Genomic DNA, 18,631 nt, shown 5'->3' on the forward strand with positions numbered 1-18,631 from the left:
ATTCTGTAAAAAATCAAATTACATAACTGATTGAGGCTTAACAGTAAGCGCCTACTGTAGAACATGCTATTTGGTGCAATTGTTCAGCTTATTTTGCGCCGTTACTGAAGGTATGAGAGTGACGCGGGCCCCTGTGTAAACAACAAGTCAATTATACTAAGCTCTGGTGCAAATTGTTTGCCAAATACTTGTGTATATGGTTTTACGTGCAAATTGTCAGGATAGATTTTAGGATGTATCCTATTTCTTAAATCCAGCACGTTGGCAGGGGCCTCTGTCTGGTAAACCTCCGTGAAATTCAGCGGCCTGCTCAGTTTTAGTAATTTAAGATAAAGCTTCAAAAGTTCAACGTTCAGCTCAAATAAATATTTGGGCTGCCGTTCGTAAATGGCCTTGATGTAGTCGCTGTAAAATTCAAAATAGGGGGCCCGCCCGTAGGCGGCCTGGATGGTGCGCCAGTGTACCAGCTGCCATTTCTGGCTGTAGTCTATTTCAATCTCAGTGACAGGTGTTTTTATTTTGCTATTGCCATGGCGTACAGGGATGCTGAGCGGCTGTACGCCCTGCGCCGTAAGTACGTGGCAGCGATTGCGATAACTTTGTTTAATATAATTTTCATGAGCTTCTATTTGTATACTTTCAGAGCGAATAGCGTGCCAGAAAAAAGCCACTGGCGGGTTGTATTGGGTTTCGGTTAAGAGGATCAATCCGTATTGAATTAGGAATTAGAAATCAAAATAATAAAACGGGCACGCTGGCCTGGAGAGGTGCCCCGGCGCTAAATAATCGAAATTATTTATTAGTGCGAAAGCATGTGCCATACTTATTACGCGCACCAGCCGGGCTGGCCTGTTTTCTGCTGTGTGTCCCTTGCCCCTGTAGAGGCAGCCAAATTTCTACTCCATAATTCATTAATTTTTAATTCCAAGAGATTGTACCTTTGCGGCTGCTCCCCGGGCCCATGAAGAAAAGTACAGACATACCGCCGCTTTACTACCCGCTTTGGCTGCTGCTGAAGGGGCTGGCTGCTTTGCCGCTGCCTGTTTTATACGTGCTGGCAGATTTCCTGTACCTGTTGATGTACCGCGTAGTGGGATACCGCAAAAAGGTGGTGCTGCAGAACCTGCGCATGGCCTTCCCGGAGAAGAGCGAAACGGAGCTGCGAAGTATAGCCAAAGCGTTTTACCGCCAGTTCGCCGATGTGGTGGTCGAGATCCTGCACCTGGCCGGAATGAGCCGCTCCGAAATGCAGCGGCGCGTGAAGTTCACCAACCCGGAGCTGCTGGCCGGCTATGTGGAGGCCGGCACGCCCGTGCTTATACTTGGCTCGCACGTCGGTAACTGGGAGTGGAGCCTCTCGGCCGCTGCCGTTACCTTTGGCTTTCCGTCGGAGGGGGTGTACAAGCCGCTGAACAACCCGTTCTTCGAGGCGTTTATGCGGCACACGCGCAGCCGCCTGGGTGCCCACCTCATCAAAATGAAGGAGACCCTGCGGGAGTTCGTGAGCAAGCGCAGGCAGCCGCGCGTGGTGGCCCTGCTCTCCGACCAGACGCCCCTCCGCAGCGAGATTACCTTCTGGACCCAGTTCATGCACCAGGACACGCCGTTCTACACCGGTGCCGAAAAGCTCTCGGAGCGGTTTGGCTACCCGGTGCTGTTCCTGGACGTGAAGCGTACCAGCCGCGGCCACTATGCCCTCACCTTCGAGCAGATCACCGACGGGAAGCAGAAGCCAGCCGTAGCGGCCGAAGACCACCCGATAACCGTTGCCTTCGCCCAAAAGCTGGAAGCCGCCCTCCGCCGCGCCCCCGCCGATTACCTCTGGACCCACAAGCGCTGGAAGCACAAGCGGCCACAGCCTGCGGCCAGTGAAGAATTATGAATTGAGGTTGCTAATGGAGTAATGTTTCCTAAACCACTTTCAAACTAACAATTCATAGTTCAGTACTAATAATTCATAACTGATTACAGGTACTGCTCAATGTCGCCGGCGCCTTCGCGAAGCACTTCGAAGTTGTTGGTAACATCCACCACGGTAGAGGCAATGTTATTGCCGTAGCCGCCGTCCACCACGGCATCCACCAGGTTTCTGTACTTCTCATAGATCAGCTCCGGGTCGGTGCTGTACTCCAGCACCTCGTCCTCATCGCGGATGGAGGTAGACAGGATGGGGTTGCCCAGCTCCTTAACCAACTGCAGCGCAATTTTGTTGTCGGGCACGCGTATACCGACCGTTTTCTTCTTGGCGCTGGCGTACTTGGGCACGTTGCTGGTGGCGTCGAGCACAAAGGTAAACGGCCCGGGCAGCGCCTTCTTCATCACTTTGTAGGTGGGCGTGTCTACCTTGGCGTAGTCAGAAATGTGGGTAAGGTCAGAGCAAATGAAGGAGAGGTTCACCTTGTCGGGCTTCACCCCCTTTATCTGGCACACACGCTCAATGGCGCGGGCGTTATGGATGTCGCAACCGAGCCCGTAGATGGTGTCAGTAGGGTAGATGATGACGCCCCCGTTGCGGAGAATGTCTGCCACTTCCCTGATCTTGCGTTCCTGTGGTGTTTCGGGGTGGATCTGGATGAAGGCTGCGTTACTCATAGTCGTATGTTCATTTGTTGATATAAGATAGCAATACTGGTTCAGGGGGAGAAGCGTTTCACAAATGCCGCTGCTGGGCTAGCCGCCGAACTCCCCGCGCAGCAGGCTGTACACTTCCAGGTCATGGAAGCGGCCGTTGAGGTATTCGCCCTGGCGCTTTATTCCCTCCAGCGTGAAACCCAGCTTTTTGGGGATGTTGCTGCTGCGGCTGTTACCCACGCCTACCCGTATCTCTATCCTGTTCATGTGCAGCTTTTCGAAGGCATACTGCAGCAGCGTGTGGCAGGCGCGGCGCATAATGCCGTGGCCTTGCCTTCCCTCTGCCAGCCAATAGCCGATCTCCAGCTTCTTGTTCAGGTTGTCGATGTCCTTAAACCCAATGAGGCCGCACACCTCCTCTTCGTGCACGATCACAAACACAAGGTCGGTTCGGTTGCCCGGCGCACTGATGAATTTAAGGTAACTCTCGGTGTCTGCCAGTTGCTGGCTGAAGTCGATGAAGGGGAGCCACTGGCGTAGGTAGTGGCGGTCGCGGTCGATGATCTGGAACAGGTCCGGCGCATCTTCAACCGTGGCACGGCGCAGGTACAGGTCCGGCCCCACCTGAAGCTGGAGCAGTGCGTGTGTGTCTTTCATAGTTTTATCAATACAGCGTAATACGCATACAAGATAAGGGCTCTGGGGCACACATCCAATGGCACAGGGCAGAGAGTGACCCGGCAGCACACCACCCCCGAACCGAAGCAGTGGCCCCGGCAGGCGGCGGCAGCGCAGCCGAAGTCAAAAGATAACGTATAGGTAGGGGCAACCTACGAAAAGTTTATGCAGCACAGCACCGTTATACTTGTACCCGGCCTGGGAGACTCTGGCCCCGAGCACTGGCAGACCCTTTGGCAGCAGCAGCACCCGGAGTTCGAACGCGTACGGCAGCGCGACTGGGAAGCGCCTGTAAGGCAGGAGTGGGTAGAGACGCTGGACAAAACCGTGCAGCAGCACCGGCCAGAGCAGGTGGTGCTGGTGGCGCATAGCCTGGCGTGTATTGCGGTGGCATTTTGGGCGCAGCAGCATCCCCTGAAGATAAAGGGAGCCCTGCTGGTGGCCCCAGCCGATACCGAGGCAGCTTCTTTCCCTGCGGGCGCCACTGGTTTTGCCCCGGTCCCGATGGAGCGGCTGCCCTTCCGGAGTATGGTGGTCAGTAGCAGCAACGACCCTTATGTGTCTGCACAACGGGCGCAACAGTTGGCCGAGGCCTGGGGCAGCCGCTACGTGAACATCGGCATGGCCGGGCACATTAACGCTTCTTCCGGCTACGGCCGATGGAACGAGGGGCTGGAGCTTCTAAAAGGCCTTACGGGGCAATAAGGGAGTTTTTTAGGAGCTGCCGGTGGTTCATTAAATTACAGCTGCTGTGGCTGCGCCAGCTCTCGCCGTGTTGGGGCACTGCCGGGCGCATGTGCCGGTTAAAAGCTCTCACAGCAAACCAGCTGCAGAAGTATGGCCTGATGCCCTGTCACTCTGCTGGGCGGTGGTACCTTGCCGTTGAGGGCGCAGCGGTCAAGTACAAGTATCAGCTACCCTCGTGTAGCTGACCGCTACTGCCGGTGCCGCAGCAGCCCGTTAGTTAATCTGCTTTCGGAAACCGCCTTTCCCGCCACTGCGCTTTCCTTTGCTGCCGCCGCCGAAGTTCTTCCCTCTGGTGTTACTGCTGCTGCCTGTGCTTGCCTTCCTGGCGGCTTTCAGCTGCTGCACTTCTTCTGGTGTCAGTTCGCGGTACTCGCCTGGTTGCAGGTCGCCTAAGCTGAGCGGCCCTATCGTTGGCCGGATCAGGCGCAGCGTAGGGAAGCCTACGGCCGCCGTCATGCGGCGCACCTGGCGGTTCATGCCTTGTGATATCCTGATCTCCAGCCAGGCCGTCGGGATCTCCTTGCGGAACCGGACCGGCTTGGAACGCTCCCACACAAGTGGCGCCTCCTCTAGCAGGCGTACTTTAGCCGGGGCTGTTTTGGTGCCCTTGATCTGCACGCCCAGGCGCAGGCGCGTCAGGGCATCGTCTGTGGGGATGTTGTCTACCTGCACCAGGTATGTTTTCTCTACCTTAAACTTTGGGTCTGAGAGGCGGTGCTGCAGCTGCTTGTCATCGGTGAGAAGCACGAGGCCCTCGCTGTCGTAGTCGAGGCGGCCGACGGGGTAAATATCGGGTACCGGCACAAAGTCCTTCAAGGTGGCGCGGCCGGCCTCATCGGTAAACTGGGTGAGTACTTCGTAAGGCTTGTTAACGATGATGTATTTCAAAATAAGGGTCGTAAATAGGTGTGTTTATACTTGCTTTTGCTGCCACTTCTCAAACTCCGGCTTCAGTAGGGAGAACACCCTGGCGTCTTCCAGCCGCCCGTTCAGGAGGTAGTGCTTGCGCAGCAGCCCTTCCTCCTGAAAGCCGAAACGCTTTACCAGCTTTTGGGAGGCTGTGTTCTTGGGAGAGACCAACGCCTCCACGCGGTAGAGGTTCATCTGCTCAAAGCCAAAGTTAAGTATACTTTCCAGTGCTTCGGTCATCAGCCCTTTGTTTTTGTACGAATCCTCCAGTATGGTGTAGCCGATCTCAGCGCGGCGGTGGCCCGGCACCCAGGTGTGGTAGTCGCACTGGCCTATTACTCGGTTTGTCTCCCGGTCCAGCAAATGAAAGCCTTTGAAGGTGGAGAAGAAGGAGGACCAGCCTTTGGTGTAGCGCTCCTCCATGTCCTCAAACTCCTGATCGCTGCGCAGGTGCAGGTACTCCATGATCTGGGGCCTGGTTTTGGTCAGGAACAGCTGGTTGAAGATCTCCGGCGTCAGCTCGCGGAGGAGCAGGCGCTCGGTGGTGAGGACGGTGGGAGAGGTGCTAAACATGATTCCAGGTGTATAACGGCGCTGGTTTTATACTTCTGTCGCCCTTGCAGGTTGCCCCGGGGCGGGGTTTATGGTATACTTTGCGTTCAGGTGGCGGGGCAGACTGCAGCGGTGCAAAGCCACTAAAGGCTGGCCGCTGGTTAATAGCTGCCGTTGTACTTGCGCACAAACCACTCCACACAGATCAGGCCGAGCAGCAGGAAAAAGAGCCACTTCAGGTCCACCACCTCATTCAACTCCTCCTGGCTGTAGATCACGTTCTTATAATCGGCTTGCAGAATGTCCTGCTCCAGCTGCCGCAGCTCGCCCGGGAAGTACAGCCTGGAGCCGGTGTTGCTGGCCAACTGGAAGAGCAGGTTGTGGTCTGCCACGGCATTCAGCGCCTCCAGCTGCAGCTCCTCCACCACAAACTCGCCTTCGTCTTTTTGCCGCTGCCCGTTTATACTTGCGGTGGCGGTGTAAGTGTAGCGACCGCCGGGGAGCGTGCCGATGTTTACGCCGCTTTGGTTCTCGCCGTTCGCGAAGGTGAAGGTCCGCTGGGCCTCGTCCTCCCCGGAAACCGTGAGGGTGATGTTCTGCCCATAGATGGGTTCCAGCGCTTCGTTGTAGGCTTCGGCGTTAAACCTGATTTCTTCGGAGCTGGTGTACTCCGTCTGCACCGGGTATACGTTCAGGCGCTTTTTGTTGCGCGGCGCGCTGAGGAGTTGCACCAGGTTTGTGATGAGCTTGTTGTATACCTGCGGCTGCTCGTGGTTGGCGGCCTCCTGCAGGCGCCATTGCCAGGTGCCGGAGGCGAGCAGCACGGCATTGCGCTTGTCGCCGGAGGTTTGCACGGCCAGCAGCGGTTTGTCGGTGCGCACGCGGCCCACCTGCTGGTAAAGTATGGTCTCGGTGTTTGGGGCCAGCCTTACCTCCCCGAACGGCACGCGCGCCGGCGGGTACTCCTGCAGGCGCTCCTTGGCCTGCTCGGGCAGCTGAAAGTTGCCGAAGCCGGAGTTGGCCACAGCCGTTACTTCGTCTGTCTGGCCTGAGCTGATGATGTTGAGGCCCACGTTGAGGCGGTTGAAGTTCGGCAGGTCGCTTTGCGGGCCCAGTATGTAGAGGGCGGGCAGGTTTTTCTGGCGCACCAGGTTGAGCGCGGGCTCGGCGCCCGCCATGCGGCCCGGCAGCTGGTGCAGCACCGCCACATCGTAATCCCCCTCCTTAAACTCGTGTACGCCGGGTATAAACAGTACCGTTTCGTAATTTTCGTTCGATTCTATGGCCGTGCGCAGGGCCTTGATATCCGGGTGCGGGGCGGCGGCGGCAATAAGCACTTTTATTTTGCCCTTCACCACATCGATGTACGCATGTTTGGTGTTGTTGAGAGTAGTGAACTCCCCCTGCAGCGGCTCCGCCTTTACTACGTAGTGGCGCTTGCCAAGGCCGCTGGCCAGCACCTGAAACGCTACCTGCTGTATCGGCTGGTTGTCTTTTAGCAGCACCTGCTTGCTGGCGACGGTCTTGCCGTTCTCCTGAAGGACCACATTCACGGTTCTGCCGCCAAAGCCCTGGTGCTGCAGCTCCACTTCCAGGGGAAAGCGGTTGCCGCTGTAGTTTACCTTATTGTAGCGGAGCGAGGCCACCAGCACATCCTGCTTCGGTACGGTGTCGCCCACAGCCACCGGGTACAGCGTAAAGCCGTAGTTGGCGTATGTGGGGGAGGTGCCTTGATTCACGATGCCGTCGGAGAGCAGCACCACGCCCGCCAGGTTCTGGTCTGTGTAGGTATCCTGCACCTGCTGCAGCAGCTGGCTCAGGTTGGTGGTTTCTGCGCCGTAGGCTACTGCCGCTATACTTTGTGCCTGGCTTTGGCTAAGGGTTTGCACGGCTGTCTGGTAGCCCTGCGCCTCCAGCTGCTCCCGTACCATCTGCAGCTCCCGCTGCGTGGCCCGCAGCGCGGCGGAGTCTGAGAAAAGCTGTACCGACTGTGAGTTATCCAGCGCGAAAACAATGGTAGGCGGCACGGTCTTGTTGGAGACGTACCGCACCAGCGGCCCCATCAGCAAGAAACAAAGCAGGCTTACCACCACAAACCGCAGCCCTGCCAGCGCATAGTTTAGGGGCTTGGGCCAGGGTGCCTGCTTGCTGTACAGCAGCCACGCATACAGGGCGCCGGCGGCCAGGCAGGCAAGTATAAGCCAGGGTGAGGCGGTGGTTATGAGGCGGAATGAATTCAAAAAAGTCTAGCTGTTAGAAAGTTTAGGTTTACTTTACGCCAACACATTGTGTAAGGGTGCGGGTTCCTGGCTCTGCAGTGCGAGCGCCCGCCTCTGGCTGTGGGCAGGCACAAGCGGGTGCTCGCGCCAAGCATCTCCAAGTTAAAACAAAAAGGCCAATGCTGCTAACGTAAAACGCCGCCGCACTGGCCTTTATAAGTATGAATTACGAATTCTTGGTTGTCTGTATGTCAGAAAACCAAGAGTTCACTCATTCAGAATTCAGTTACGCAGAATTAAGTCAGCATGCCGCCGTCTACCTGCAGCACCTGCCCGGTAATGTAGGCTGCGTTGTCGGAGGCCAGGAACACGGCCGCTTTGGCCACGTCTTCCGGAGAGCCGCCGCGGCGCAGCGGAATCGCCTTGCGCCACTCGTCCACCACCTTCTGGTCCAGTTCGCCGGTCATCTCTGTTTCGATAAAGCCCGGGGCGATGGCGTTGCAGCGGATGTTGCGCGAGCCCAGCTCCAGTGCCACAGACTTCGTGAAGCCAATGATACCAGCCTTGGAAGCCGCGTAGTTTGCCTGGCCGGCGTTGCCCTTTATACCCACCACCGAGGTGATGTTGATGATGGAGCCATTCTTGGCGCGCATCATGTGCTTGGTGGCCGCCTTGGTCACGGCAAACACGGATTTCAGGTTCACGTTCATCACGGCGTCCCACTGCTCCTCGTTCATGCGCATCAGCAGGCCGTCGCGGGTGATGCCAGCGTTGTTCACCACCACATCGATCTTACCGAACTCCTTTACCACGTCTTCTACCAGCTGCTCGGCCTGGGCGTAGTCAGAGGCATCGGAGCGGTAGCCTTTTACCTTGCCGCCACCGGCTGCCAGCTCCTGCTCCAGCGCCTGTCCTTTTTCTACACTCGAGAGGTAGGTGAACGCTACCTGTGCGCCCATCTCCACAAATTGCTGTGCAATGGCGCGCCCTATTCCTTTTGATGCCCCGGTGATCAGGGCTACTTTTCCTTCTAATGCTTTCATGGGAGCCAAAGTTAAAAAAGATTTTCATAATCCGAAGGCGGCGAAAACACAGGCTGCAAAACTAAACGGAAGCGGCTGCCTTTTAAGCCCTTGGGGTAAGTATGGTAAAGGTAAAATGGAAGCAAACGGGTGGGCGGAGTACGGGTTTGTACTATGTATGATTCCGGGGGATATATGGCAACATATTTATAATCTGATTATTGTGTGGGAAATGGCTTTTATTTTTATCGGTTAAAGCCTATTTTCGTGTCGATTTTTAACCAAAGGTACCCTAAACTCATGTTGAAACGCAGTAAAGGACTTGCCATCCTGATCGCGTTGTCGTTGTTTATCTGCATCACGGCTGCGCAAACCTTAGATTTTAACCCGGGCAGGCTGTTTGCCCAAGAGCAGAGCGACACCCCGGCTGCCTCCGCAGCAGCAGAAAGCACCGAGGAAAAGTATGTGCCGGCCCCCGTCGTCTACGGTATCCCGACCGACTCGCTGGAGATTGTGGAGGGAACGGTGGAGCGCGGCGAGGTGCTCTCGCAGCTGCTGGCCCAGTACAACATCGACCCCACGACAGTGCACAACCTGGCCCAGAAGGCGAAGGATGTTTTTAATGTACGCCGCATTGCCTCGGGCCGCAACTACATGATCTTGCACCAGCGCGACTCGGCGCAGACAGCCAACTACTTCATCTATGAGCCGAACCAGGTAGAGTACGTGATCTTTGACCTGCGCGACAGCCTGGCCGTGACACTGGAGAAACGCAAGGTAGAGGTGCTGGAGCGTACCCTGGCCGGTGAAATCCGCAGTTCCCTTTTTGAGAGCATCGTGGATGCCGGCGGCTCGCCGCAACTCGTAAACAAGTTCGCCGACATCTATGCCTGGCGCCTCGACCTGAACCGCATCCAGCCCGGCGATAACTTTAAGCTGATCTACGACGAGAAAGTGGTGAACGGCCAGACGATCGGCTACGGCGAACTGAAGTCTGCCGTGTTTGAGCATGAAGGGGAGGAAATCTATGCCATTGGCTTCGACGAAGGAAACGGCCTGAGCTACTACGATGAAAAGGGGCAGAGCCTGAAAAGGGCTTTCCTGAAGGAGCCGCTGGAGTATAGCCGTATCAGCTCGCGCTTCTCCAAGCGCCGCTTCCACCCGGTTCAGAAGCGCTACAAGGCCCACCTGGGCACCGACTTTGCCGCGCCGCGTGGCACGCCCATCCGTACGGTAGGCGATGGGGTGGTGGTGGATGCCCGCTATACCCGTGGCAATGGCTATTTTGTGAAGGTGCGCCACAACAAGACCTACACCACACAGTACCTGCACATGTCTAAGTTCGCCAAGGGCATCCGCAAAGGCGCGCGTGTGCGCATGGGGCAAACCATTGGCTACGTTGGCAGCACCGGTCTGGCAACGGGCCCGCACCTGTGCTACCGCTTCTGGAAGAATGGCCGCCAGGTAGATGCGCTGCGTGTGAAGCTGCCCGCCGCCAACCCTGTTAGCAGAAAGAACCTGGACCGGTTCGCCACAGTAAAAGAAGAGACCGTTCGCCGCATGCAGGCCATCGACATAAAGAGTGTAAAGCAAGAACTTTTAGCCACGGGCAAATCAAAACAAGCAACAGATGCATAGACTATACTAGTGAACATTTGATTTAAAGAAAAGGCGCTGCTACCAGCGCCTTTTCTTTTTTGAGGATAGCCAGCTCCAATGGCAGCAGCGGACAATTTGTTAGCTGAGGGGGATAGAGTTGGGGCAGCTCTGTTTAATTTATACCTCGGAATGTTTCGTTTGCCACTCACAGTGTATGCAGCTCCTGCGAGTGCCTGAAACCTGAAAGCATTGCTGTGAGCTCCGTTTTACCAGGTCGGGTGATGCCGGCTACCGGGCAAAAGAAAAGAGACGCATGGGCTTGCGTCTCTTTCAGGTCCCCTTTTTATGTCAGCAGGTGTTACTTGCAGTATTTATCCAGGTACTGGCCTGCCTCCTTTATGCCAAGCTGCTTGGCCTTTGTCCAGTCGGTGCAGGCATTGGCTTTTTCGCCGAGGTTATAGCAGGGGGCGCCGCGGTTGTAATAGGCCTCGGCATACCTGGCGTCCAGCTGTATGGCTTTGGTATAGTCGTTGATGGCGCCGCGGTAGTCTTTCAAACCGTAGCGCACCAGGCCGCGGTTATTGTAGGCCTTGGCGTCTTTGGGGTCAAGCTCAATCCCTTTGTTAAAGTCCAGCAAGGCGGCACGGTAGTCCTTCAGGTTATACTTGGATAGGCCGCGGCTAAGGTAAGCCTCTGTGTATTTGGGGTCGGCCGCGATGGCTTTGGTGAAGTCCTCGATGGCGGCACGGTAGTCTTTCTGGCGGTCTTTGGCCACACCGCGGTTGGTGAGGGTGGGGGCATGCTTGGGCTCCTGCTTCAGTACCTGGTCGTAGTCGCGGATGGCTTCGGCGTACTTGCCAGCCATAAACTTTTGGTTCCCGCTCAAAAATAAATCCTTGGCCGACTTCTGGGCAAAGGCGCTCACGGCCAGGAAAAGAAAGAGGAACAGGGGTAAAATTTTAGGCATATGCACTGGTAGTTATACTTTGGGGCTGTAAAGTACAGCAGAGCATGGCAGTCTTAAAAGGATTTTTTCGTTTTTGTGGCGCTTGTGCAGCAGGGTCCAATGCTGTTCTTGCCATAGTGCCAAAGGCAGAGGGTTTTGCAGAGTTGGGATTATCGTTTAATTTTGTCTGTCAACTATAATAAAGAAACTATGGCATCAAAATACGATTTAGTAGTGTTGGGTAGTGGCCCGGGTGGTTATGTGGCCGCTATTCGTGCGTCGCAGCTAGGTATGAAAGTAGGTGTGATTGAGCGCGAGTCGCTTGGTGGCATCTGCCTGAACTGGGGCTGTATCCCGACGAAGGCACTGCTGAAAAGCGCAAATGTGTTTGAGTACATCAACCACGCCTCAGACTACGGTATTACGGTAGGGGAGGCTTCGGTTGATTTTGATAAAGTGATTCAGCGTAGCCGCGGCGTGGCCGACGGCATGAGCAAAGGCATCCAGTTCCTGTTCCGCAAAAACAAGATCGATGCGATCATGGGCACGGGCAAGCTGGTTGCCAAAGGCAAAATTGAAGTGACGGATGCCGAAGGCAAGAAGAGCACAGTGGAGGCCACGAACATCATCGTTGCCACCGGTGCCCGCTCCCGCGAGCTGCCGAACCTGCCTATCGACGGCAAGAAGATCATCGGCTACCGCCAGGCAATGGTGCTGGATAAGATGCCGGAGAGCATGGTAGTAGTTGGCTCCGGCGCCATTGGGGTGGAGTTTGCCTACTTCTACAACGCCATGGGCACGAAAGTAACCATCGTGGAGTACATGCCGAACATCGTGCCGGTGGAGGACGAAGAGGTGTCCCGCCAGCTGTCGAAGTCGTTCCGCAAGACAGGCATCAACATCATGACCGATTCTTCGGTGGAGTCGGTGGACACGAGCGGTGATGTTTGCAAAGTGAAAGTGAAAACCGCCAAAGGCGAGGAAACGCTGGAAGCGGAGGTAGTGCTTTCTGCAGTGGGTATCCAGACGAACCTGGAGAACATCGGCCTGGAAGAGCTGGGCATAAAGGTAGACAGAGGCCGCGTAGTGGTAGACGAGTTCTACAAAACAAACGTGGACGGCATCTACGCCATCGGTGACATCGTGCCGGGCCCTGCGCTGGCGCACGTGGCTTCTGCCGAGGGTATCATCTGCGTGGAGAAAATGGCCGGACAGGATCCGGAGCCGCTTAACTACGGCAACATCCCGGGCTGTACGTACTGCTCTCCGGAGATCGCCTCTGTGGGCCTCACCGAGAAGGCTGCACGCGAGCAAGGCCTGGATATCAAAGTTGGCAAGTTCCCGTTCTCTGCATCTGGCAAGGCAAGTGCCGCCGGGGCGAAGGATGGTTTCATCAAGGTTATCTTTGATGCCAAGTATGGCGAGTTCCTGGGCGCGCACATGATCGGTGCCAACGTAACCGAGATGATCGCAGAGGTAGTGGTTGCCCGCAAACTGGAGACAACCGGCCACGAGATCATCAAGGCTGTGCACCCGCACCCAACCATGAGCGAAGCAATTATGGAGGCCACTGCGGCTGCTTACAACGAGGTGATCCACCTGTAGTAAGGGGCAAGGTGCCGAAAAATAGAGGGGGTTGGTCGAGTATTCGGCCAACCCCTTTTTTGTATGGGGCTTTCGGGAGAGCTTTGTGTGGCCTGTGGCGTTGCCGCGGCATACGCTAAGGCCACAAACCTAAACCTATACACTATGAAAAAGTACCTCCTTTTAACGTGGGCCTGCCTGCTGGTCGGCCTTGCCTGGGCCCAGCCCGACACAGTGCAGGTTACACCTGGCGACCTGCGCATGCGCCAGCTGAAGCCCGGCCTGCGGCAGTACGTGGTCACCATCCAAAAGCCCGACAACCCGGCTGTGCTGCACCAGTCGCTGTGGAACCGCGATGTGCGCTTCGAGCACCATAAGGGCAAGGAGCGCCTGGTGGTGCGCCAAAGCTGGGTCGGGGCCGACAGCACAGCCAACCGCCGGGTGTTCTCTATCTGCGAAAGCGATTTTAGGCCGGTGTACCACACCAGCACCTCCTTTAGGGGCACGGCAGCGTTTGAGTTTCGGCAGGGGCAGGTCGTTGGCTCCGACACCACGCGCCACAATGCCTTCAGGGGGTTCCGGGTGCCTTCGCCGGAACAGGCGTTTAACTGGGAACTGGACCTGGAGTTTTTCGAGGTGCTGCCCCTGAAGGACAATACCGTGTACAGCATCAACTTCTACCACCCCGGCAGCAGGCCCGGTCCCGAAAAGCGGCTCTATCAGGTCATCGGCTCCGATAAAATCCCTGCCACACACAACACCTACACCGACTGCTGGAAACTGCGCATCGACTATGATCAGGAGAAGGGAGACTACAGTACGTTCTGGATCAGCAAAAAGCAGCACGAAGTGCTCAAAATGGAGGAAAGCTTTAACGGCGTTGTGCGCCACAAAGTAAAGCTCAGCACAACTGCCGGCAGCTATTTGTAAGCGGGGCAGGGTACACAGGAGCGGCCTCTCTGTGCGAGAACGGAGGCAAAGAGGTGCAGGGAAGCTTCCCTGCACCTCTTCTCATTTGTTACCTGTTTGTTAAATATGTTGCGAAGGCTGTGTTGTGTAGCCGGAGTTACGTATAAAAGGGTATCTTGTAACGCGGTAGGTAAGAGTAAAGTGTGCTACGGGGGCTCCGTGGTCATCGGGGCACCGCAAACAGTGCCGAAACAAACGCAGCAGGTCGTTTGCCTGCAATTCACTCCTGGGTATTTTTCCTCTCATCGTGTGAGTTCCTGAACACGCATATTTCTCCTTGTATGAAGCTAAAAGGCAAAGTAAAGTTTGTAAACAAAAACAAGAGCTCGTTTTTCCCGACGCTGAGGAAGCGGGTGGATGCCTATTTCATTGAAAACAACATCCCCAAAACGGCCAACGCCACCATGGTGGTGAAGAGCGCCGTGCTGCTGGGAGGGTACATCCTGCCGTTTGTGCTGCTGCTGGTTCTTCAGCCCGCTGTCTGGCTGAGTATGCTGCTGTGGCTGCTTATGGGGCTCTGCCTTGCCGGCATCGGCATGAGTGTGATGCATGATGCCAACCATGGCGCCTACTCCACGAACGGAACTGTAAACTACCTGATGGGCCACTCCCTGAACCTGGTGGGGGGCTCTGCCTTTAACTGGAAACTGCAGCATAACATCCTGCACCACACCTATACCAATGTGGTGGAGATGGACGAGGACATTCAGGACCGGCTGGTGCTGCGCTTCTCTCCGCACACCAACGTCAGGTACTATCACCGGCTGCAGTGGGTGTATGCGTTTGTGTTCTACGGTTTGCTAACGCTTTACTGGGTGGTGGCGAAGGACTTTGTGCAGTATGCCCTCTTTAAAAAGAACGGCGTAAATGCCAACTCAGACGCTGCGAACAGGGTGGTGCTCCTGAAGATGGTGGTACTGAAGGTCGTATACTTCTTTACGATGCTGGTGGCGCCTACCTGGCTGCTTGGGATTCCGTTTTTAGAGGTGCTGGCAGGTTTCCTGCTCATGCATTTCGTGGCGGGCATTATCCTGACAGTGGTGTTCCAGCTGGCCCACACGGTGGAGGGCACCAGCCATCCGCGGCCATCCGCAGGCGGCACGATCGAGAACGACTGGGCGATCCATCAGCTGAATACCACCGTTAACTTCTCGCGCAGCAACAAGTGGCTGTCCTGGTATGTGGGCGGGCTTAACTTCCAGATCGAGCACCACCTCTTCCCGCGCGTGTGCCATGTGCATTACCCGGCCATTGCCGACATTGTGCGTGAAACGGCTGCAGAGTACAACATACCTTACATGGAGAACAAAACGTTTGGCCAGGCCCTGCGCTCCCACATCGCCACGTTACACCGCTTTGGCCGGCTGCCTGACATCAACGAAGCAATTGCCTGACCTCTAAAGTATAAAGTAGGTTTAGCTGCAAACGGCGAAAAGGATGCTTTTCGCCGTTTTTGCTTTTTACAGCTTCAAGTATAAAATTTTAATGCTGTAACACAACGTACTTAAAAAATATCCTTATTTTTATATATTCAAAGTGTTTAATAAAGTGACGCAGTTACACCTGCACCTGCTTTAAGCCGTTATGGCCGGAAAGTGTGGAAAGAGGCCGGTGCCGCTGTCTTACAACAGATACTATACATGGCCTGGGCACAGAGGGGGAAGTGTGCCGCAGGTTTAACCAAACGTAGAGCATAAGAGGAAATAGATGAAAAAAATACTGCTAGTGGACGATATGGAGATTTTTAACTTCATCATGGTGACGTCCATCAAGAACGTAGACCCCGCCTGCGTCGTCCATGACTTTACGAACCCTTTGCTGGCCTTTTCTGCCTTGCAGGAGCTGGACCCGCACGTGGTTTTCCTGGACCTGAACATGCCCGAGCTGGACGGCTGGGGCTTTCTGGAGAAAATGCAGGAGCAGAACCTGCGCCAGAAAGTCTACATCCTCACCTCATCAACCAGCGAGCTGGACCGGCAGCGCTCCGAGGCCTACCCCAACGTCGTCAGGTTTCTGGTAAAGCCTGTGGAGGAGGAGCTGCTGGAAGAGATACTGCGGGAGGGGGAGCTGGTGTAAACAGCGGCCGCGCAATGTACTTGTCAGCTTTAGAGCAAAGGGTGGAGAGGGATATCTTCGCCCTTTTTCGTTATTGCTTCGCATGTGTCTGCTGGCTTGCGTAAATTTGTGCCTGTACGCAGCCTGCTATTAGCCTGCGGGAGGATAAACATCAAGATGAATACAACACGAATCACACCCTGCACCATTGCAGACCTGCACACACTCCAGGATATCGCCATCAACGCTTACGGAGACCACTACCTGTACCTCTGGTACGACGGTGGCATGTGGTACATTGACCGCTGCTTCAGCGATGCTGCCCTGCAGAGGGAGCTGGCAGACGAGAACACAGCCTTTTTCCTGATTTATGATCAGGCAGAGCTGGTTGGGTACCTGAAGCTCAACATACACCAGGCGCTGGAGGGCGGGGCATCGGAGCAGGAGGCGCTGGAACTGGAGCGCCTTTACCTGACCAAGGCGGCTTCCGGCAAAGGCATTGGCCGCGAAGCAGTGGCCTTTGCAAAAGAGTATGCGCTGCAAATGGGAAAGAAGGTCGTTTGGCTAAAGGCCATGGACAGCAGCAAGTCCGTTGATTTTTACGAGCAGGCCGGCTTTGCGAAGTGCGGCACGCACACACTGGACTTTGAGCAGATGAAGCCTGAGTTCCGGGGCATGCACATCATGAAGCTGGCGCTGTAGAGGCGCTGCCCAGGTATAATGAGTGTACCTACACTAAACTTTGCGTATCCGCTTGCTGTTGTAAGGGTGCGCACATACGGTGCTACCTCATGAACAAGAAGAATTTGGATACAACATACGATATAGTAATCATCGGCGCTGGCCCTATTGGGCTGGCCGCGGGGCTGGAGGCGCAGAAGGCGGGGCTTAGCTACCTGATCGTGGAGAAAGGCTGCCTGGTAAACTCCATCTATAACTACCCGCTTAACATGACCTTCTTCTCCACATCGGAGCGGCTGGAGATTGGCGGTGTTCCTTTTACCTCGCTCAATGCCAAGCCGACCCGTGCCGAAGCCTTGGAGTACTACCGCCGGGTAGCCGAGAAGTTCGCCCTGAACATCCACCTGTTTGAGGCGGTAGAGCGGCTGCAGCCGGAGGGTGGCCTCTACCGCCTCAGCACCAGTAAAGGCGAGTACCGCGCCCGCCATGTGGTGGTGGCGGTGGGGTTCTATGGTATCCCGAACCTGCTGCACGTGCCCGGCGAAAACCTGCCGAAGGTGCGCCACTACTATTTTGACCCCCATTACTATTACCGCCAGAAAGTGGTGGTGGTGGGAGCCAACAACTCTGCTGCCGACGCGGCCCTGGAAACCTGGCGCAAAGGCGCTGACGTGACCCTGGTGGTGCGCCAGGCCGAGCTCGGAAGTATAAAGTACTGGACCAAGCCTGACCTGGAGAACCGCATCAAGGAAGGGGAGATAAAAGCATACTTCAACGCAAGTATAACCGAGGTGCGCGGGCGCGAGGTAGACATCCAGACGCCGGAAGGCAAGCTTACGCTGGAGAATGACTTTGTGCTGGCCATGACGGGCTACCAGCCTGACTTCAGCTTTCTGCAGCAGATGGGTGTGAATCTGACGGAGGACGAGAAACGGTACCCGCAGTATGACCCGGAGACGATGGAAACAAACCTGCCCAACGTGTACCTGGCCGGGGTGATCTGCGGGGGGATGGATACGCATGTGTGGTTTATTGAGAACTCCAGGGAGCACGCCGTGAAGATTGTGCGCCATATAAAGCAGGAGGCAGAAAGGGTATAGGCATGGACGTACTGAAGAAATTACAGCAGTTGCCGCAGCAGGAGGCCAAAATGCCGGCGCTGTTCATAGGTCACGGCAGCCCGATGAATGCCGTGGAAGAAAACGAGTTTACCCGTGGCTGGGCAAGTATGGCCGCAGGCATCGCCAAGCCAAAAGCGATCCTGTGCGTATCGGCGCACTGGCAAACGAAAGGCACAGCCGTGACGGCCATGTCGCAACCCCGCACCATCCACGATTTCTATGGTTTTCCGCAGCAGCTGTTCGATGTGCAGTACAATGCCCCGGGCAGCCCGGAAACAGCCGCAGCGCTACAGCAGCTCATCAAGAAAGCCGAACTGCACCTGGACCATGACTGGGGCCTCGACCACGGCACCTGGAGCGTGCTCAAGCACATTTACCCGGAGGCCGATGTGCCGGTGCTGCAGCTCAGCCTGGACTATACCAAGCCGGCGCAGTGGCATTACGAGCTGGCGCAGGAGCTGGCGCAGTTGCGCCACAAAGGGGTGCTGGTGATAGGCAGCGGTAACATCGTGCACAACCTGCGCACGCTTAACTGGCACAAGCCCGACGAAGCGTTTGGCTGGGCCACCGAAATAAACGAGCAGGTAAAGCAGCAGATTCTTACTGGTGACCCGCAGCCCCTGATCCGGTATGAGCGCTTCGGAGAGGCGGCCTCGCTGGCCATTCCCACTCCCGAGCACTACCTGCCGCTTCTCTACACCCTGGGCCTGCAGCAAGGGCAGGAGCAGGTGCAGTTCCTGAATGATAAGCTGCAGCTGGGCTCTATTTCTATGACCTCTGTAAGGATTGGGTAGCCTGCCGCAGCTTTTCCCGGGCAGGCGCATAAGCTAAGGCAGCTGGAAAAGCGGTGGGCGAACAGCCACCGGTTAAAGCAACAACTGGGCAGGGGCGGGGCGAAACGGAGGTATTAGGATGGCAGCAAACTTGGCTCTATCTTTGCATCTTACTTTTCGCCTTAGAACTATAGTTGGGTTTTAA

19 protein-coding genes are annotated in these 18,631 nt (G+C 55.9%); 11 read left to right on the forward strand and 8 right to left on the reverse strand.

The window, feature by feature from the left end; all coding sequences use genetic code 11:
• Window positions 1-101: 101 nt before the first annotated feature.
• On the reverse strand, window positions 102-707 hold the full coding sequence (locus tag CA264_RS02110; protein WP_025604164.1) for a WbqC family protein: 606 nt from the start codon (window positions 705-707) through the stop codon (window positions 102-104).
• A 254-nt stretch (window positions 708-961) separates the two neighbouring features.
• Between CA264_RS02110 and CA264_RS02115 the strand changes: the two genes are divergently transcribed.
• Window positions 962-1,882, forward strand: coding sequence for a lysophospholipid acyltransferase family protein (locus CA264_RS02115; protein ID WP_051364287.1), 921 nt, complete (start codon window positions 962-964; stop codon window positions 1,880-1,882).
• Between the two features lie 83 nt (window positions 1,883-1,965).
• Here CA264_RS02115 and CA264_RS02120 read toward each other — a convergent pair whose 3' ends face one another.
• A complete protein-coding gene (locus CA264_RS02120) occupies window positions 1,966-2,592 on the reverse strand; it encodes an L-threonylcarbamoyladenylate synthase (RefSeq protein ID WP_025604166.1) in 627 nt (208 codons plus the stop codon).
• Between the two features lie 78 nt (window positions 2,593-2,670).
• Window positions 2,671-3,228, reverse strand: coding sequence for a GNAT family N-acetyltransferase (locus CA264_RS02125; protein WP_036775034.1), 558 nt, complete (start codon window positions 3,226-3,228; stop codon window positions 2,671-2,673).
• Window positions 3,229-3,414: 186 nt separating this feature from the next.
• Between CA264_RS02125 and CA264_RS02130 the strand changes: the two genes are divergently transcribed.
• Window positions 3,415-3,954 (forward strand): RBBP9/YdeN family alpha/beta hydrolase, encoded by a 540-nt coding sequence (locus CA264_RS02130; RefSeq protein WP_025604168.1) that lies wholly within the window; start codon window positions 3,415-3,417, stop codon window positions 3,952-3,954.
• A gap of 255 nt (window positions 3,955-4,209) precedes the next feature.
• Here the strand turns inward: CA264_RS02130 and CA264_RS02135 are convergent, their stop codons facing one another.
• The 4 genes from CA264_RS02135 to fabG form a co-directional block, all read right to left on the reverse strand.
• Window positions 4,210-4,884 carry a pseudouridine synthase gene (locus tag CA264_RS02135; RefSeq protein ID WP_025604169.1) on the reverse strand — a complete coding sequence of 225 codons (675 nt, stop codon included), beginning with the start codon at window positions 4,882-4,884 and terminating at the stop codon, window positions 4,210-4,212.
• 24 nt (window positions 4,885-4,908) lie between these two features.
• On the reverse strand, window positions 4,909-5,478 hold the full coding sequence (locus tag CA264_RS02140; protein ID WP_036775035.1) for a GNAT family N-acetyltransferase: 570 nt from the start codon (window positions 5,476-5,478) through the stop codon (window positions 4,909-4,911).
• A 140-nt stretch (window positions 5,479-5,618) separates the two neighbouring features.
• Window positions 5,619-7,697: a vWA domain-containing protein gene (locus CA264_RS02145; RefSeq protein ID WP_025604171.1), complete on the reverse strand. Its 2,079-nt coding sequence runs from the start codon at window positions 7,695-7,697 to the stop codon at window positions 5,619-5,621.
• Between the two features lie 275 nt (window positions 7,698-7,972).
• Window positions 7,973-8,719, reverse strand: coding sequence for a 3-oxoacyl-[acyl-carrier-protein] reductase (fabG, locus tag CA264_RS02150; protein ID WP_025604172.1), 747 nt, complete (start codon window positions 8,717-8,719; stop codon window positions 7,973-7,975).
• On the opposite strand from fabG, the gene CA264_RS02155 reads away from it, so the two are divergent.
• Both CA264_RS02155 and CA264_RS02160 read left to right on the forward strand, forming a co-directional pair.
• A complete protein-coding gene (locus CA264_RS02155) occupies window positions 8,718-8,954 on the forward strand; it encodes a hypothetical protein (protein WP_025604173.1) in 237 nt (78 codons plus the stop codon). The two genes, fabG and CA264_RS02155, sit on opposite strands and share 2 nt — an antisense overlap.
• A gap of 44 nt (window positions 8,955-8,998) precedes the next feature.
• The gene (locus CA264_RS02160) at window positions 8,999-10,336 is read left to right on the forward strand and encodes a peptidoglycan DD-metalloendopeptidase family protein (RefSeq protein ID WP_025604174.1); all 1,338 of its coding nucleotides are present in this window, start codon (window positions 8,999-9,001) and stop codon (window positions 10,334-10,336) included.
• Window positions 10,337-10,655: 319 nt separating this feature from the next.
• Here the strand turns inward: CA264_RS02160 and CA264_RS02165 are convergent, their stop codons facing one another.
• Entirely contained in the window at window positions 10,656-11,264 is a 609-nt protein-coding gene (locus CA264_RS02165) for a tetratricopeptide repeat protein (RefSeq protein ID WP_025604175.1), read from the reverse strand.
• A gap of 189 nt (window positions 11,265-11,453) precedes the next feature.
• On the opposite strand from CA264_RS02165, the gene lpdA reads away from it, so the two are divergent.
• The 7 genes from lpdA to ygiD all read left to right on the forward strand — a co-directional run bounded on the left by lpdA (window position 11,454) and on the right by ygiD (window position 18,447).
• Complete coding sequence (gene lpdA / locus CA264_RS02170) at window positions 11,454-12,848, forward strand: dihydrolipoyl dehydrogenase (RefSeq protein ID WP_025604176.1); 1,395 nt, start codon at window positions 11,454-11,456, stop codon at window positions 12,846-12,848.
• A 144-nt stretch (window positions 12,849-12,992) separates the two neighbouring features.
• Window positions 12,993-13,757: a DUF3108 domain-containing protein gene (locus tag CA264_RS02175; RefSeq protein WP_025604177.1), complete on the forward strand. Its 765-nt coding sequence runs from the start codon at window positions 12,993-12,995 to the stop codon at window positions 13,755-13,757.
• Between the two features lie 320 nt (window positions 13,758-14,077).
• Complete coding sequence (locus CA264_RS02180; protein ID WP_025604178.1) at window positions 14,078-15,190, forward strand: fatty acid desaturase family protein; 1,113 nt, start codon at window positions 14,078-14,080, stop codon at window positions 15,188-15,190.
• Between the two features lie 313 nt (window positions 15,191-15,503).
• A complete protein-coding gene (locus tag CA264_RS02185; protein ID WP_025604179.1) occupies window positions 15,504-15,872 on the forward strand; it encodes a response regulator transcription factor in 369 nt (122 codons plus the stop codon).
• A gap of 156 nt (window positions 15,873-16,028) precedes the next feature.
• The gene (locus tag CA264_RS02190; RefSeq protein WP_025604180.1) at window positions 16,029-16,553 is read left to right on the forward strand and encodes a GNAT family N-acetyltransferase; all 525 of its coding nucleotides are present in this window, start codon (window positions 16,029-16,031) and stop codon (window positions 16,551-16,553) included.
• Window positions 16,554-16,642: 89 nt separating this feature from the next.
• Window positions 16,643-17,632, forward strand: coding sequence for a YpdA family putative bacillithiol disulfide reductase (locus tag CA264_RS02195; RefSeq protein WP_036775039.1), 990 nt, complete (start codon window positions 16,643-16,645; stop codon window positions 17,630-17,632).
• Window positions 17,633-17,634: 2 nt separating this feature from the next.
• On the forward strand, window positions 17,635-18,447 hold the full coding sequence (gene ygiD / locus CA264_RS02200) for a 4,5-DOPA-extradiol-dioxygenase (RefSeq protein ID WP_036775041.1): 813 nt from the start codon (window positions 17,635-17,637) through the stop codon (window positions 18,445-18,447).
• Window positions 18,448-18,631: the final 184 nt, after the last annotated feature.

The sequence above is a fragment of the Pontibacter actiniarum genome, assembly GCF_003585765.1.
Lineage (GTDB): Bacteria > Bacteroidota > Bacteroidia > Cytophagales > Hymenobacteraceae > Pontibacter > Pontibacter actiniarum.

Excerpts from the sequence above, each read along its gene's own strand:
- CA264_RS02115 (WP_051364287.1), top strand. The coding sequence starts at position 962 with ATGAAGAAAAGTACAGACATACCGCCGCTTTACTACCCGCTTTGGCTG.
- CA264_RS02120 (WP_025604166.1), bottom strand. The coding sequence starts at position 2,592 with ATGAGTAACGCAGCCTTCATCCAGATCCACCCCGAAACACCACAGGAA.
- CA264_RS02125 (WP_036775034.1), bottom strand. The coding sequence starts at position 3,228 with ATGAAAGACACACACGCACTGCTCCAGCTTCAGGTGGGGCCGGACCTG.
- CA264_RS02130 (WP_025604168.1), top strand. The coding sequence starts at position 3,415 with ATGCAGCACAGCACCGTTATACTTGTACCCGGCCTGGGAGACTCTGGC.
- CA264_RS02140 (WP_036775035.1), bottom strand. The coding sequence starts at position 5,478 with ATGTTTAGCACCTCTCCCACCGTCCTCACCACCGAGCGCCTGCTCCTC.
- CA264_RS02155 (WP_025604173.1), top strand. The coding sequence starts at position 8,718 with ATGGGAGCCAAAGTTAAAAAAGATTTTCATAATCCGAAGGCGGCGAAA.
- fabG (WP_025604172.1), bottom strand. The coding sequence starts at position 8,719 with ATGAAAGCATTAGAAGGAAAAGTAGCCCTGATCACCGGGGCATCAAAA.
- CA264_RS02160 (WP_025604174.1), top strand. The coding sequence starts at position 8,999 with ATGTTGAAACGCAGTAAAGGACTTGCCATCCTGATCGCGTTGTCGTTG.
- CA264_RS02165 (WP_025604175.1), bottom strand. The coding sequence starts at position 11,264 with ATGCCTAAAATTTTACCCCTGTTCCTCTTTCTTTTCCTGGCCGTGAGC.
- lpdA (WP_025604176.1), top strand. The coding sequence starts at position 11,454 with ATGGCATCAAAATACGATTTAGTAGTGTTGGGTAGTGGCCCGGGTGGT.
- CA264_RS02175 (WP_025604177.1), top strand. The coding sequence starts at position 12,993 with ATGAAAAAGTACCTCCTTTTAACGTGGGCCTGCCTGCTGGTCGGCCTT.
- CA264_RS02180 (WP_025604178.1), top strand. The coding sequence starts at position 14,078 with ATGAAGCTAAAAGGCAAAGTAAAGTTTGTAAACAAAAACAAGAGCTCG.
- CA264_RS02185 (WP_025604179.1), top strand. The coding sequence starts at position 15,504 with ATGAAAAAAATACTGCTAGTGGACGATATGGAGATTTTTAACTTCATC.
- CA264_RS02190 (WP_025604180.1), top strand. The coding sequence starts at position 16,029 with ATGAATACAACACGAATCACACCCTGCACCATTGCAGACCTGCACACA.
- CA264_RS02195 (WP_036775039.1), top strand. The coding sequence starts at position 16,643 with ATGAACAAGAAGAATTTGGATACAACATACGATATAGTAATCATCGGC.
- ygiD (WP_036775041.1), top strand. The coding sequence starts at position 17,635 with ATGGACGTACTGAAGAAATTACAGCAGTTGCCGCAGCAGGAGGCCAAA.